The sequence below is a fragment of the Cupriavidus sp. GW823-FHT06D04 genome (assembly GCF_058795055.1).
In genome coordinates this window covers 24,087-37,807 of the sequence record NZ_JBXAHL010000010.1, presented here as the reverse complement: position 1 = coordinate 37,807, position 13,721 = coordinate 24,087, and the positions used below count along the sequence as shown (strand labels likewise).

Genomic DNA, 13,721 nt, shown 5'->3' with positions numbered 1-13,721 from the left:
AAGCGAGGCCGTTGTGTCATGCCGTGGCCAGTCAGGCCGCGCGCTGCGCCGTCTCCGGATGGCGGAACTGCTCCAGCAGCTTGGCCCAGCGTCCGCGTACCGCCTTCAGGTTGTTTTCCTTCACATGCCCGAAGCCACGAATATCGTCCGGCAGGTTGGCCAGCGTCACCGCGGTGTCGTAGTTGGCGGCATTGAGGCCCGCCACCAGTTCATCCAGCAAGGCCCGGTACTCGCCGATCAGCGCGCGCTCGGTGCGGCGCTCCTCGGTCTTGCCGAAGATGTCGAAGGCACCGCCGCGCAGGCCCTTCAGCTTGGCCAGCACGCGGAACAGCTTCATCGTCGACGGACCGAACTTGCGCTTGACCAGGTGGCCCTTGTCGTCGCGCTTTGACGTCGTCGGCGGTGCCAGCCAGAAGTTGAGCTGGTAGTCCTTGCCCGGTTCGCCTTCGAACTGCGCACGCAGCTTGTCGAGGAAGGCAGGGTCGGTGTAGAGCCGCGCCACCTCGTACTCGTCCTTGTACGCCATCAGCTTGGCCAGGTTGCGCGCCGCGGCCTCGGTCAGCGGCAGGGCCTTGCCGCTGCCAGCCAGCGTGCTCTCGGCCACGCGCACGCGGTCGATGGCTTCGCGGTAGGTGCGCGCGTAGGCGGCATCCTGGTAGGCCGTCAGGTGTTCCATGCGCCGGGCGATCAGCTTCTCCAGCATCGCGCCGCTGGAAGTCGGCATCTTGACCACTTCCGCGCCTTCCGCGGTGTTCTTCAGCTTGCCGGTCAGCGACAGCACGTGCTCGGGGTCGTGCGCCATATGGCGGCCCCAGTCGAACGCGGCCTTGTTCTTCTCGACGGCGACGCCGTTGAGTTCGATGGCGCGCTCCAGTGCCTGCAGCGTCAGCGGGATCCAGCCCTTCTGCCAGGCGTAGCCCAGCACCAGCGGGTTGGTGTAGATCGCGTCGCCCAGCAGCGCCACGGCGAGACCCGAGGCGTTGATGAACTCGCACTTCTCGCCCACGGCGGTGCGCACGTCCTGCTCGGCCGACAGACCCGGGAACTGCCACTTCGGGTTCTTGATGAAGTCGGCGGTCGGCGTCTGCGCCGTGTTGACCACGGCGCGGGTGCGGCCGGCCTGGGTCTTGGAGATGACTTCGTCGGTGGCCGACACGATCGCATCGCAGCCGATCACCAGGTCCGCCTCGCCCATGGCGATCCGGGTGGCATGCAGGTCGTCCGGGCGCGCGGCCAGCTGCACGTGCGACAGCACCGCGCCGCCTTTCTGCGCCAGGCCCGCCATATCGAGCACCGTGACGCCCTTGTTCTCCAGGTGCGCGGCCATGCCGAGCAGGCCGCCGATGGTCACCACGCCGGTACCGCCCACGCCGGTCACCAGGATGCCGTAGGCACGGCGGATCGGCGGCAGTTCCGGGTCAGGCAGCGCGGGCAGGGTGTCCATCGACACGCCGTGCTGCTCGGGCTTGCGCACCTGCGCGCCTTCGGCCGTGACAAAGCTCGGGCAGAAGCCATTCAGGCACGAGAAGTCCTTGTTGCATGACGACTGGTTGATCTGGCGCTTGGTGCCGAAATCCGTTTCCAGCGGTTCCACCGACAGGCAGTTGGACTTGACCGAGCAGTCGCCGCAGCCTTCGCACACCGCGTCGTTGATAAAGGCGCGGCGTTGCGGATCCTCCATCGTGCCGCGCTTGCGGCGGCGGCGCTTCTCGGTGGCGCAGGTCTGGTCGTAGATCAGGATGGTGCAGCCCGGCACCTCGCGCAGCTCGCGCTGCACGCTGTCGAGCTGGTCGCGGTGATAGATCGTGACGCCTTCGGGCAGCTTGATCGCGCCGTTGTACTTCTCCGGCTGGTCGCTGACGATGACGATCTTTTTCGCGCCTTCGCTGTGCACCTGCCAGGCGATGTCCCGCACCGACAGCTGGCCGTCCACCGGCTGGCCGCCGGTCATCGCCACCGCATCGTTGTACAGGATCTTGTAGGTGATGTTGACGTTGGCCGCGATCGACGCGCGGATCGCCAATAGACCGGAGTGGAAGTAGGTGCCGTCGCCCAGGTTGGCGAACACGTGCTTGTCGCCCGCGAACGGCGCCTGGCCGATCCACGCCACGCCTTCGCCGCCCATCTGGCTGAAGGTGCTGGTATTACGGTCCATCCACACCGTCATGTAGTGGCAGCCGATGCCGGCCAGCGCGCGCGAGCCCTCGGGCACATTGGTCGAGGTGTTGTGCGGGCAGCCCGAGCAGAACCAGGGCTTGCGCTCCGCCGTCACGCGCGGCGTGGCCAGCGCCTTTTCCTTGGCCTCGATGATGGCCAGGCGCGCGGTGATGCGCGCGCGCACGTCCATCGGCAGCTCGAACTTGTCCAGGCGCGTGGCGATGGCCTTGGCAATGATCGCCGGCGACAGCTCATAGTGCGCCGGCAGCAGCCAGTTGCTCTGCGGGATCGACCATTCGCCGCCCGCGTTGTCCTTCTCGTCGAACTTGCCGTAGACCTTGGGGCGCACGTCATCGCGCCAGTTGTACAGCTCTTCCTTGAGCGCGTACTCCATGATCTGGCGCTTCTCTTCGACCACCAGGATTTCCTGCAGGCCTTCAGCAAAGGCGCGGGCGCCGTGCGCCTCCAGCGGCCACACGCAGCCGACCTTGTACAGGCGGATGCCGATCTGCGAGCAGGTGGCATCGTCCAGGCCCAGGTCGGCCAGCGCCTGGCGCGTGTCCAGGTAGGCCTTGCCGCCGGTCATGATGCCGAAGCGCGCGTGCGGCGAATCGATCTCGATGCGGTCGATCTTGTTGGCACGCACATAGGCCAGGCCCGCGTACCACTTGTAGTCGAGCAGTCGCGCTTCCTGTTCCAGCGGCGGATCCGGCCAGCGGATATTCAGGCCGCCCGGCGGCATGATGAAGTCGTCCGGCAGCACGATCTGCACGCGGTGCGGGTCCAGTTCCACCGAGGCCGACGATTCCACCACGTCGGTCACGCACTTCATCGCCACCCATAGGCCGGAGTAACGGCTCATGGCCCAGCCGTGCAGGCCGTAGTCCAGGTACTCCTGCACGTTCGACGGATAGAGCACCGGCAGGCCGCAGGCCTTGAAGATGTGCTCGGACTGGTGCGCCAGCGTCGAGGACTTGGCCGAATGGTCGTCACCGGCCAGCACCAGCACGCCGCCATGCTTCGACGATCCCGCAGAGTTGGCATGCTTGAACACGTCACCGGTGCGGTCCACGCCCGGCCCCTTGCCGTACCACATGCCGAACACGCCATCGAACCTGGCATCCGGGTACATGTTGACCTGCTGCGACCCCCACACCGAGGTAGCGGCCAGGTCCTCGTTGAGGCCGGCCTGGAACACGATGTTGTGCGCGGCGAGGTGCTTCTTGGCCTTCCATAGCGACAGGTCCAGCGCGCCCAGCGGCGAGCCCCGGTAGCCGGAGATAAAGCCGGCGGTGTTCAGGCCGGCGGCACGGTCGCGCTCCTGCTGCAGCATTGGCAGGCGTACCAGCGCCTGCGTGCCGCTGATATAGATGCGGCCACGCTCCAGCGTGTATTTATCTTCGAGGGAAACGTTTTCGAGCGCGCGGCGGATGGCGTCGCTGACCGGAGGGGTCAGGGGGGCATTCATAGGTGCTCCTCTATGGGCGTGCTGTCGGGATCACCGACACCTACAGTTGTGGGCGACCGCCTCGTAGCCTCTTGTGAAGGTGTAGGGCGGTCGTGTCTCTGCGCGGCATGGTAGCACCGCCACATAATTGGCGGTACCTTGCAATGCAGCACAAAGCGTGCCCGTCGCGCCCGTGATTTCCCGTATGGACAGGGGTTCGCGTGTACACTGCGTTGCATCGAGACGGCCCGTGCCGCTGCCAGGCTGTCCGCGATGCGCCACACCTGCACAGCCAGCCTGGTGCAACCTGATTTCCGATTGCCCGTCCTGATGTACGCATGAGACGGGCAAACCAGTGACTACCTGAACATGACCAATTCCCCCCGCCAGGGCACCGCGACCCTGGCCGTGCTGATCGACGCCGACAACGCGGCGCCCGCCATCGTCGAAGGCCTGCTGGCCGAAGTCGCCAAGTACGGCGTGGCCGCCGTCAAGCGCATCTACGGCGACTGGACCCGACCCAACCTGGCCGGCTGGAAGGAGCGGCTGCTGTCGCACTCGATCCAGCCGATCCAGCAGTTCCGCTACACCGTGGGCAAGAACGCCACCGACAGCGCCATGATCATCGACGCCATGGACCTGCTCTACACCGGGCGCTTCGACGGCTTCTGCATCGTCTCCAGCGACAGCGACTTCACCCGCCTGGCCTCGCGCATCCGCGAGCAGGGGCTGACCGTCTATGGCTTCGGCGAGCGCAAGACCCCCAAGCCCTTTGTCACCGCCTGCGACAAGTTCATCTACTCCGACGTGCTGCGCGCCGACGCGGATACGGAAGGGACCGAAGGCGTCGACGGGGCTGCCGCGCCCACGCGCAAGCGCAGCACCGGCGAACTGCGCCAGGACTCGCGCCTGGTGCGCCTGCTGCAGAACGCGGCGCAGGCCGTGTCGGATGAAGACGGCTGGCTGACGCTCGGCAGCATGGGCAACCATATCGCCAAACAGGCGCCGGAATTCGACTCGCGCAACTACGGCTACGGCAAGCTTTCCGAGCTGGTGCAGGCCACCGGCCTGTTCGAGGTCGAGACCCGCAACGGCGGCAACAACAAGACCATCTGGATCCGGCTCAAGAAGCGTTCCAAGGGGGGCGGGGAGAGCGACGGGCGTGGCCAGCCGCAGCCGCAGCAATCCCAACCGCAGCAGTCGCAGCAGCAGCGCCAGGCCCAGCAGGCTCAGGCACAGCCTGAAGCGCGCCGCCAGCCGGCACCGGCGCCCGTGCCCGCGGATCCGCCTGCGCCCGTCGTGGCCCAGCCAGAGGCGGCGCCTGAGCCGGTGCCAGTGCGCGAACCCGCGATCGGGCAGTCTGTCATCGCCGCCGAAGTGGCCGAACCGGAGCCCGTTGCCGAGCCGGTGGCGGAGGCAGCGCCGCAGGCAGAGTCCAAGGCCCGCCCCGCACGCAAACGCGCCACGCGCCGCCCTGACGTGACGCTGAGCGAAACCCCGTGGCCGATCGACCAGTCGATCTTTGCCGCGCCGGGCACGACGGTGCTGTCGGCGCAGGTTGAAGCGCAGCCAGAGGCCCAGCCCCAGCCTGAGGCGGCCGCTGCCGAGGCGGCGCCCGCCCGTGCACCGGCCAGGAAGACGCGCAAGCGCCCGGCCAAGAAAGCGGAGTAATGTGGCCGGCCGGCGCCATGCCGGCCCCACCCGCCAAAAAGAAAACGCCGGCATCGCGCCGGCGTTTTCTTTTGCAGAGGTCCTTACCGCACCAGCTGGTTGATTTCGATGATCGGCATCAGCACCGCCAGCACGATCAGCAGCACCACCACGCCCATGGTCAGGATCAGCAGTGGTTCCAGCAGGCTGGTCAGGAACAGCGTGCGGCGTTCCAGTTCCTGCGCCTCGCCCTGGGCCGCGCGGTCCAGCATCACCGGCAGGTTGCCAGTGGCTTCGCCGGAGCGGATCAGGTGCACCAGCACCGGCGGGAACTGGTTCTGCGCCGCCAGCGCGCGCGCCAGCGAGGCGCCTTCGCGCACGCGGGTGTTGGCGTCTTCCACGTTGGCGCGCAGCGCCTCGTTGGTCAGCGTCTCGCCCGCGGCCTGCAGGCTGCGCAGGATCGGCACCCCGGCCGACACCAGGATGGCCAGCGTGCCGGCAAAGCGCGCGGTGTTGTAGCCACGGATCAGCTTGCCCAGCAGCGGCGCGGTCAGCAGCCAGCGGTGCCATTCCAGCCGCACCGCGGGCTGGCGCAGCAGGCGGCGGATGCTGAACGCCGCCACCGCGATCACCGCCAGCGCCGCCCACCACCAGTTGCGCACGAAGTCCGACAGCGCCAGCATGACGATGGTCAGCGTCGGCAGCTTCTGCTTGGTGTTGGCGAACACGCTCACCACCTGCGGCACCACGTACGACAGCAGGAAGATCACGATGGCGAACGCCACCACCGTGACGATGGCGGGGTAGGTGAAGGCCAGCCGGATCTTGGAGGTCAGGGTGTTGCGCGACTCGATATAGCCGGCCAGCCGCTCCAGCACCAGTCCCAGGTGGCCGGAGTGCTCGCCGGCCGAGACCAGCGCGCGGTAGATGTCGGGGAAGTCGCGCGGGTGCTGCGCCAGCGCCACCGACAGCGAGCTGCCGCCCATCACCTCGGCGCGGATGCCGGCCAGCAGCTCGTGCACATAGGCGCGCTCGGCCTGGTCGGCCAGTGCGCCCAGGGCCTCGTCCAGTGGCAGCCCGGCCACGATCAGGCTGGCCAGCTGGCGCGTGAACAGCGCCTGCTCCTGCGTCGACAGCCTGCGCGCAAACAGCTGGCTGCCGCTGCGCGGCGCCAGGCCGGCACCAGCCAGCGGGTCGACGGTCAGCGGTGTCAGCCCGCGCGCGCGCAGCTGCGAACGCGCCTGGCGCGGGCTGTCGGCCTCGATCACGCCGCGGTCGGTCTTGCCGGCGGCGTCGGCGGCTTCGTAGCGGAAGGCTGGCATTCGGGCGGCTCCGCTTTAGTCGCCCGTCACGCGCAGCACTTCCTCAAGCGAGGTCGCGCCGCTGTCGACCCAGCGCTGCGCGTCGCCGCGCATGGTGTGCATGCCGTGCGCCAGTGCCACCTGCTTGATCTCGGACTCCGGCGCCTGCCGGTGGATCATGGTGCGGATCTCGTCACCGACGGTCAGCAGCTCATACACGCCCATGCGCCCCTGGTACCCGGACTGGCCGCACTTGTCGCAGCCCACCGGGTGCCACACGGTCTGCAGCGGCTTGCCCTGCGCGTGCAGCACCTCGGCCTCGGCGGCAGTGATCTCGATCACTTCCTCGCGCTTGCAGTGCTGGCACAGGCGGCGTACCAGCCGCTGTGCCAGCACCCCCAGCAGCGATGACGACAGCAGGAACGGCTCGATCCCCATGTCGACCAGCCGCGTCACCGCCGAGGCCGAGTCGTTGGTGTGCAGCGTGGCCAGCACCAGGTGGCCGGTCAGCGAGGCCTGCACCGCGATCTGCGCGGTTTCCAGGTCGCGGATTTCGCCGATCATGACCACGTCCGGGTCCTGGCGCAGGATCGCGCGCAGGGCTTTGCCGAAGGTCATGTCGATGCGCGCGTTGACCTGGGTCTGGCCGATGCCGTCCAGGTCGTACTCGATCGGGTCTTCCACCGTCATGATGTTGGTGGTGCGCGCATCCAGCCGCGACAGCGCCGCATACAGCGTGGTGGTCTTGCCCGAGCCGGTCGGCCCGGTCACCAGCACGATGCCGTGCGGCTGGCGGATCAGGTGGTCGAAGCCGCGCAGCGTGCCGGGCGCCATGCCCAGCTTGGCCAGGTCGAGCCGGCCCGCTTCCTTGTCCAGCAGGCGCAGCACCGCGCGCTCGCCATGGCCGGTGGGCAGGGTCGAGACCCGCACGTCGACCGGGCGCCCGCCCACGCGCAGCGTGATGCGGCCGTCCTGCGGCAGGCGTTTCTCGGCGATATCGAGCTGCGCCATGATCTTGATGCGCGAGATCAGCGCGCCGTGCAGCGCCTTTTTCGGCCGCACCACGTCGCGCAGCGTGCCGTCCACGCGAAATCGCACCACCGACGACGACTCGAACGGCTCGATATGGATATCCGAGGCGCCTTCGCGCGCGGCCTGCGTCAGCAGCGCATTGATCATGCGGATGATCGGCGCGTCGTCCTCGGATTCAAGCAGGTCCTCCACCGCCGGGATGTCCTGCATCAGGCGCGACAGGTCGACCTCGCCTTCGACCTCGCCCACCACCTGCGCGGCGCTGCCGGCGTCCTGGCGGTTGTAGGCGTCGGCCATGGCGAGTTCAAGTGCATCGGGCTCAAGCACGCGCAGCCGCAGCGCGCCGTGCACGCGCGCGACCTCGGCCAGCGCGGTCGGGGACGTGGCACGGGTCACCCAGACTTCCAGTCCGTCAGGGCGCTGGTGCGCGACCAGCAGCGGCGCCTCGCGCGCAAAGCCGTACGAGACCAGCCGCGCGGCCATCGGCGAGGGCGGCTCCAGGGTCTCGGCCGGCGCGCTGGCGCCGGCGGGCAGGGCAGTTTGGACTTCGCTAGCCATGTCGGGGCCTAGTTCTGGAACGCAGACTCGCCGCGCAGGCTCAGCGGCTGGGGTGCGTTCGCCGGTGCTTGCGGCAGCTGCTGCGGAGCCGGCTGCACGGGCTGTGGCTGGCCCGGCACGCCGGGCTGCGGGGCATTCTGCGGAAGGGGCTGCTGCAGGGGCAACGGGGCGGCAACCGGGCCGTTTGCACGCGGATCGACGAACGGCGTGGACGGAGCCTCGGCCGGCGGCAGCAACGGCGTGTTGGTATCACGCACCATGATGTTAGGCGAAACAAAGCCCTGCTGCTGCGCGCGCATATAGTCGTAGCGGTCCTGCGTCAGGCGGTCGGTGGCGCCGGCCGTGCGCATCACATAGGGGCGCAGGAACACCAGCAGGTTGGTCTTGGAGCGGTTCTTGTTCTCGTAGCGGAACAGGCCGCCGATCCATGGGATGTCGCCCAGCAGCGGCACCTTCTGCACGCCGTCGCCGTATGAGTCCTCGATCAGGCCGCCCAGCACGATGATCTGGCCGTCGTCGACCAGCACATTGGTCTCGATCGATCGCACGTTGGTGGTCGGGCCCTGGATCAGGTTGGCGGTGGACTGCACCACCGACGACGATTCCTGGAAGATCTGCATCTTCACCAGCCCGCCGTCGGTGATCTGCGGCTTCACGCGCAGCGTGATGCCCACGTCCTTGCGGTCGAAGGTCTGGAACGGCGTGACCGACGCCGCGCCGCCGGTCTGGGCATAGGAGCCGGTGGTGATCGGGATGTTCTGGCCGATCAGGATCTTGGCTTCCTCGTTCTCCAGCGTGATCAGGTTCGGCGTGGACAGCAGATTGACGCTGCCGTTGGAGCCCAGCGCGCGCAGCAGCGCGCCCAGCCCCATCGCCTTGTTGACGATGCCCAGGTTCAGGCCGCCGACGTCCTTCACGAACCCTTGCGCCGCGGCGATGGCGGCGCCGCGGTTGGTGTCGGCCAGCGCCCCGGCCAGGGTCAGGTTCAGGATGTTCTGTCCGCCGGTGCCGAAGTTGGTGCCGGCAAAGACGTTGTTGTTGCCGCTCGACGAGCTGATCAGGCCCTGCCACTGGATGCCCAGCTCGCTCGCCTGGGTGGAGGTCACTTCGACGATCATCGACTCGATGTAGACCTGCGCGCGGCGCGCGTCGAGGTCGTCGATCACGCCGCGCAGGTTGCGGTAGACCGGTTCGCTGGCGGTGATGATGAGCGAGTTGGTGGACTGGTCGGCCTGGATGATGCCGCCGGTGGCCGGCTGGGTATTGGTGCCGAACGACGCGGCGAAGGCCGAGTTGCCATAGGCGCCGCCGGAGCCTCCCGCCGCGCCGGTGCCGCCCCGCATGCTGGCCTGGGTGCCGGTGGCGCCGCCGGTGAATTGCCCGCCGGCCGGCGTCGAGACATTGGTCATGCCCCCCGCGCCGCCGATGCCGCCGGCCTGCCCGCCGGGCTGGGTGGCGCTGGCAAAGCTGCTGTCGGCGGCGACAATGGCGCGCAGCGTGGCCGCCAGCTTGATCGCATCGGCGTTCTTCAGCGGCACCACCCAGATATTGCCGGGGCGCGCATAGGGCTGGTCGAGCTTTTCGATCAGCTGGCGCGCCTGCTGCAGCCGCGCGCGGCTGGTGGCGCGGATCATTAGCGAATTGCTGCGCGGCTCCGCCACCACCGAGGTGCGCAGGCTGGCGTCGACGCCCGGTGCGCCGCCGCCGGTGGCGCCCGCGGCGCCGGGGTCGAGCAGCTTCTGCAGCACCGCCGCGGTATCGCTGGCCAGGGCGTGCTTGAGCGGCACCAGCTCGACCTCGCCCGAGGCCGGCGCATCGACCGCGGCGATGATGCGCGCCAGCCGGCGCAGGTTGTCGGCGTAGTCGGTGATGACAAGCGTGTTGTTGGCCGGGTAGGCGGTGATGGTGTTGTTGGGCGCGATCATCGGCCGCAGCACCGGCACCAGGTTGTTGGCCGATTCATAGTTCAGCCGGAACACCTGCGTCACCACCTGGTCGCCGCGGCTGGGGCTGGCGCCGATCACCGTGGGCGAGCCCTGCAGCTTGGCGTCGGCCTCGGGCACGACCTTGGTGAAGCCGTTGCTCTCGACCATGGCATAGCCCTGCATGCGCAGCACCGAGCCCAGCGTCTGCAGCGCCTGCGCGCGCGAGACCGGCTGCTCGGTGACCAGGTTGACCGTGCCTTTCACGCGCGGGTCGATCACGAAGTTCTTGCCGGTGGCCTGGCCGACCGCCTTGACCACCGAGTCAAGGTCGGCGTTGACGAAGTTCAGCACCACTTGGTCGCGGTTGGACGGCGTGATGTCGGGCGGCGCGGGCGGGGTGCCGGTGCGCGCGCCGGGCTGGGCCCACAACGGCGCGGGCGCCAGCAGCGAGAGCCCGCACAGCAGGGCCACGGCGCGGGCGCAGGCGGTGTGGAAAACAGGTCGGATGGCGTGGGTTTTCATAGTCATTTCCGGGCGCTCCTGGATTGGCCAGGCATCAGAAGCGCAGCCTTGTCACATGGTTGTCTCGTCGTCCCAGCAGGCTCAGCAGGCTGGTCAGTTGCGTTGCCGCTTCGGGCTCGGCGTGCGCGGTGCCCTCGAAGCGCGCCTGCCGCCCCAGCGTGCCGCTGCCCTCCAGGTGCAGCGGCCCGGCGATGGTGCTCAGCTGCAGCTTGCCGCCACCCTCGCCGGTCCAGTCGATTTCGGCGCGGTAGCTGCCCAGCGGGCGCAGCCGGCTCACGGCCGACGACACCTGTTCGATGCGCAGCGTCATATGGCCGCGCATGCCCTGGCCCGAAAAGCGTCCCTGCAGCGTGGACCAGTCCACGCGCATCAGGCCGTCCGGGCGCAGCGTATTGAACGGCGCGCCGATGCCTTCGAGCAGCGCCGCGGGCAGCCGGATGGCGCCTGCCTGCGCACTCCAGCCGCCGGGGGTCACGGTGATGGCGACCGGCGCGGCCATGGCCTCGGAGTGGCTCACCACCAGGCGCGCGCTGCCGCCCAGCAGCGGCCAGAACGCCAGCGTCCATTGCAGCCGGCCGGGCAGCACGGTCGCGGTCTGGCTGCCGGCGCCGGCCGACAGCGCCAGCGTGGCGCTGCCATGCCAGAGCGAGCCGCTGGCATCGGCCAGCAGTACCCGTCCCTGCGTCTGCGTGGCCACGCGCGCGGCGATCCATGCCGCCGGCAGCATCGCCACCACGGTCACCGCGGCGCTCGCCAGGCCAAGCCCCAGCCAGCGCAGGCGCCGCCATGCGGCCGGCTGGCGCAGCTTGCGGCGCGGCAGGCGCAGCGTTTCCAGCCGTACCATCAGCTGCGGCCGCCCGGACCCTGCAGGGTCGCGCTGACGTTCACCAGCGCCGTGGCGCCGACATAGACGATACGGGCGTCGATCACCTTCATGCGCTGCTGCTGGCGCACGTCCTGCAGCCAGCCGCTGACCGCGCCGAACGGCACCTTGTCCAGCTGCACCTGCACGCTGTTGTCGGCGCCGGCGGCCAGCCGGGTCGCCTTCAGGCCGTGCTGGCCCAGGCTGTCCTGTAGCGCTTGCGTGAGCGCGTCGCCGCGCAGCGATGGCGCCGGCGTGGCCTTCAGGCCGCGGGCTTCCTGCGCCAGGGTTTCCATTTCGGCCAGGTCGGCGCGCAGCTTGGGCAGGTTGCGCGCCAGGCGCTCGCGGCCGTCGGCGGCCGGCTCCCACAGGACCAGGTAGCCGATCACCAGCGCCAGCACGGCGCCGCCGCCGCCCAGGATGGCCTGTTCGCGCGGGTTGCGCGCCGACCAGAAGGCGTTGAAGCGCTCCTGCCACGCCTGCGGCACGGACGGGCGCAGCCGCGCCAGGCGCGTGCGCAGCGCAGAGGTCGCGCCTGGCCGGCTGGCGCGTGGCGTCTGGCTTCGGGCTGTGTCTTTCATGGGGTTCATGCTGGTGGGCCCGCTTACAGGCCGGGCCTGACGGTCCAGCGGGAGCCGGGCGTCACCGGGGTGCCTGCGCTGCTGCTGGTACTGCCAGCGGCACTTCCGGCCTTGTCTTCTTCCATCTGCAGTCCGGCTTGGCGCGCGGCGCTGCGCAGCCCGGCCGTGTCCGTGCCCGGCTTGAGCGTCACCACCAGCATGCGGCCGCGGTACTCCAGCGCCTGCAGCGCGTCGGGCGGCAGCCTGCGCGCGGCCTGGGCAAAGCGGTCGGCCAGCGGCAGGAAGTCTTCCGGCGTGCTGCGGCCGCTGGCGGTGCGCAGCTGCTCGACCTGCCGCCGCATCTGCAGCGGCGCGTCGAGCACGGTCTGGATCTGCGGGAAGGCGCCGTGCAGCGCCTGCAACTGCGCGGCTTCCAGCCGCTGCTGCTCGCGCCGCAGCAGCAGCCAGTGCGTGTTCATGCCAATGACCTGGACCAGCACGATGCCCGCCAGCAATGCCAGCGGCACGCGCCATGCCACCAGGTTCCAGCGGTCGGCACGGCCCTGCGCGAATTCAAACTGCGCCAGGTCCAGCGCCGGCTCGCGCAGGCAGTCCTGCGCGCCTTCGATCCACAGCTGCCAGCTGGTGCGGGCGGCCTGGCGCAGGTCGGGCACCGGGGCCGCGGCGGCAGCGTCGGCATCGGCATACCAGGTGCCGGCAGGCGCAAGCGCCTGCCACGCGGCCAGGGCATCGTCGCCCAGCAGCAAGCCGTAGCCGGCGTGGGCGCCGGTGCGCACGGTCAGTTGCCACTGGCGCGCGGCGTCGGCGGCGGTGGCGGGCAGTTCGCCGCTTAACGCATCGCTCAACTCGCCGCTCCGGGCGAGGGCGCTGGCGGCGGCTTCGACCACCAGCGTGGCCGCCGGTGGCGGCGCGTCGGTGCTCGCCAGTGACGGCTCGGTGCTGGCTTGCGCGGCGGCGGCCAGCGGCACGCACAGCTGCGCGGCCAGCACATGGCGGCGCCGGTGGCGGTGTTCGGCAAAGGCGTCGAGCACGGCGCGCAGCCAGGCGCGGTCGGCCACCATCAGCAGCCGCTGGCGCGATCCGCGCGCGGCGCTGCCGTCCAGGGCAGGGCCCACGCCGATATGGCACGGCTGCGCATCGGTGGCGAGCGCGTCCTCGACCAGGTTGGGCAGCGCCTGTTTCAAACGGGCGGGCGGCAGCGGCGGCACGCTGGCGGTGGTCAGCAGTACGTCGCTGGCGGCGAGGATCAGCACCAGGCGCTCGGCCGCGGGCAGGTCAGCGATGCGGGCGTGGCCTTCGCGCAACACTTCCGGTGCCGCACGGGCCTGGCCACGCCGCGCTGCGTCGGCCGTGGCCGTGCGCACCAGCGCGAACGGCAGGGTGCCGAACTGCCACGGTTGCGGCTGGTCATGCGGCCGGTGCGGCAGGCGGACGTACAGGGTGGTGCTCAAGGTTTCCTTGCTTTGGCGTCAGTGGAACGGCTCGGGCAGGCGCATGGCCGGTTGGGATGCGCCCTGGATCGCCCCGGAGTCAGAAACTTGCCGGGGCGCGGGGATGCCGGCGGGCGGCCAGGAAGGCCGGACGGCGGCGGGTGGGCTGGGGCCACGCTCGCGCCAGCGCCGCAGCATACCTTGCCTGTGTGACTAAACCGCGTCAATACCATTCTCCCCGGTTGCTTGCGCGTGC

At 69.7% G+C, this 13,721-nt stretch carries 8 protein-coding genes; 1 reads left to right on the top strand and 7 read right to left on the bottom strand.

The window, feature by feature from the left end:
• Positions 1-31: 31 nt before the first annotated feature.
• Positions 32-3,625 (bottom strand): indolepyruvate ferredoxin oxidoreductase family protein, encoded by a 3,594-nt coding sequence (locus AC1Q7H_RS14915; protein WP_211980395.1) that lies wholly within the window; start codon positions 3,623-3,625, stop codon positions 32-34.
• Between the two features lie 348 nt (positions 3,626-3,973).
• Between AC1Q7H_RS14915 and AC1Q7H_RS14910 the strand changes: the two genes are divergently transcribed.
• On the top strand, positions 3,974-5,275 hold the full coding sequence (locus AC1Q7H_RS14910; protein WP_211980394.1) for an NYN domain-containing protein: 1,302 nt from the start codon (positions 3,974-3,976) through the stop codon (positions 5,273-5,275).
• An 83-nt stretch (positions 5,276-5,358) separates the two neighbouring features.
• Here the strand turns inward: AC1Q7H_RS14910 and gspF are convergent, their stop codons facing one another.
• Genes gspF through gspL form a run of 6 tightly spaced genes read right to left on the bottom strand, consistent with a single transcriptional unit; the run spans position 5,359 to position 13,486 of the window.
• A complete protein-coding gene (gene gspF / locus AC1Q7H_RS14905) occupies positions 5,359-6,576 on the bottom strand; it encodes a type II secretion system inner membrane protein GspF (protein WP_013958294.1) in 1,218 nt (405 codons plus the stop codon).
• 15 nt (positions 6,577-6,591) lie between these two features.
• Entirely contained in the window at positions 6,592-8,145 is a 1,554-nt protein-coding gene (gene gspE / locus AC1Q7H_RS14900) for a type II secretion system ATPase GspE (protein ID WP_492381419.1), read from the bottom strand.
• 8 nt (positions 8,146-8,153) lie between these two features.
• Positions 8,154-10,592 carry a type II secretion system secretin GspD gene (gene gspD, locus AC1Q7H_RS14895; protein ID WP_492381465.1) on the bottom strand — a complete coding sequence of 813 codons (2,439 nt, stop codon included), beginning with the start codon at positions 10,590-10,592 and terminating at the stop codon, positions 8,154-8,156.
• A 34-nt stretch (positions 10,593-10,626) separates the two neighbouring features.
• Positions 10,627-11,436, bottom strand: coding sequence for a type II secretion system protein N (locus AC1Q7H_RS14890; RefSeq protein WP_153954266.1), 810 nt, complete (start codon positions 11,434-11,436; stop codon positions 10,627-10,629).
• Complete coding sequence (locus tag AC1Q7H_RS14885) at positions 11,436-12,044, bottom strand: type II secretion system protein M (RefSeq protein WP_013958290.1); 609 nt, start codon at positions 12,042-12,044, stop codon at positions 11,436-11,438. Before AC1Q7H_RS14885 ends, AC1Q7H_RS14890 begins: the two co-directional genes overlap by 1 nt.
• Before the next feature lie 14 nt (positions 12,045-12,058).
• A complete protein-coding gene (gene gspL, locus AC1Q7H_RS14880; RefSeq protein WP_153954267.1) occupies positions 12,059-13,486 on the bottom strand; it encodes a type II secretion system protein GspL in 1,428 nt (475 codons plus the stop codon).
• Between the last annotated feature and the right edge of the window lie 235 nt (positions 13,487-13,721).

What these genes read in the sequence shown, in the direction of transcription:
- AC1Q7H_RS14890 (WP_153954266.1), bottom strand. Translation starts at nt 11,436, where the DNA reads ATGGTACGGCTGGAAACGCTGCGCCTGCCGCGCCGCAAGCTGCGCCAG.
- gspE (WP_492381419.1), bottom strand. Translation starts at nt 8,145, where the DNA reads ATGGCTAGCGAAGTCCAAACTGCCCTGCCCGCCGGCGCCAGCGCGCCG.
- AC1Q7H_RS14885 (WP_013958290.1), bottom strand. Translation starts at nt 12,044, where the DNA reads ATGAACCCCATGAAAGACACAGCCCGAAGCCAGACGCCACGCGCCAGC.
- gspD (WP_492381465.1), bottom strand. Translation starts at nt 10,592, where the DNA reads ATGAAAACCCACGCCATCCGACCTGTTTTCCACACCGCCTGCGCCCGC.
- AC1Q7H_RS14910 (WP_211980394.1), top strand. Translation starts at nt 3,974, where the DNA reads ATGACCAATTCCCCCCGCCAGGGCACCGCGACCCTGGCCGTGCTGATC.
- gspF (WP_013958294.1), bottom strand. Translation starts at nt 6,576, where the DNA reads ATGCCAGCCTTCCGCTACGAAGCCGCCGACGCCGCCGGCAAGACCGAC.
- AC1Q7H_RS14915 (WP_211980395.1), bottom strand. Translation starts at nt 3,625, where the DNA reads ATGAATGCCCCCCTGACCCCTCCGGTCAGCGACGCCATCCGCCGCGCG.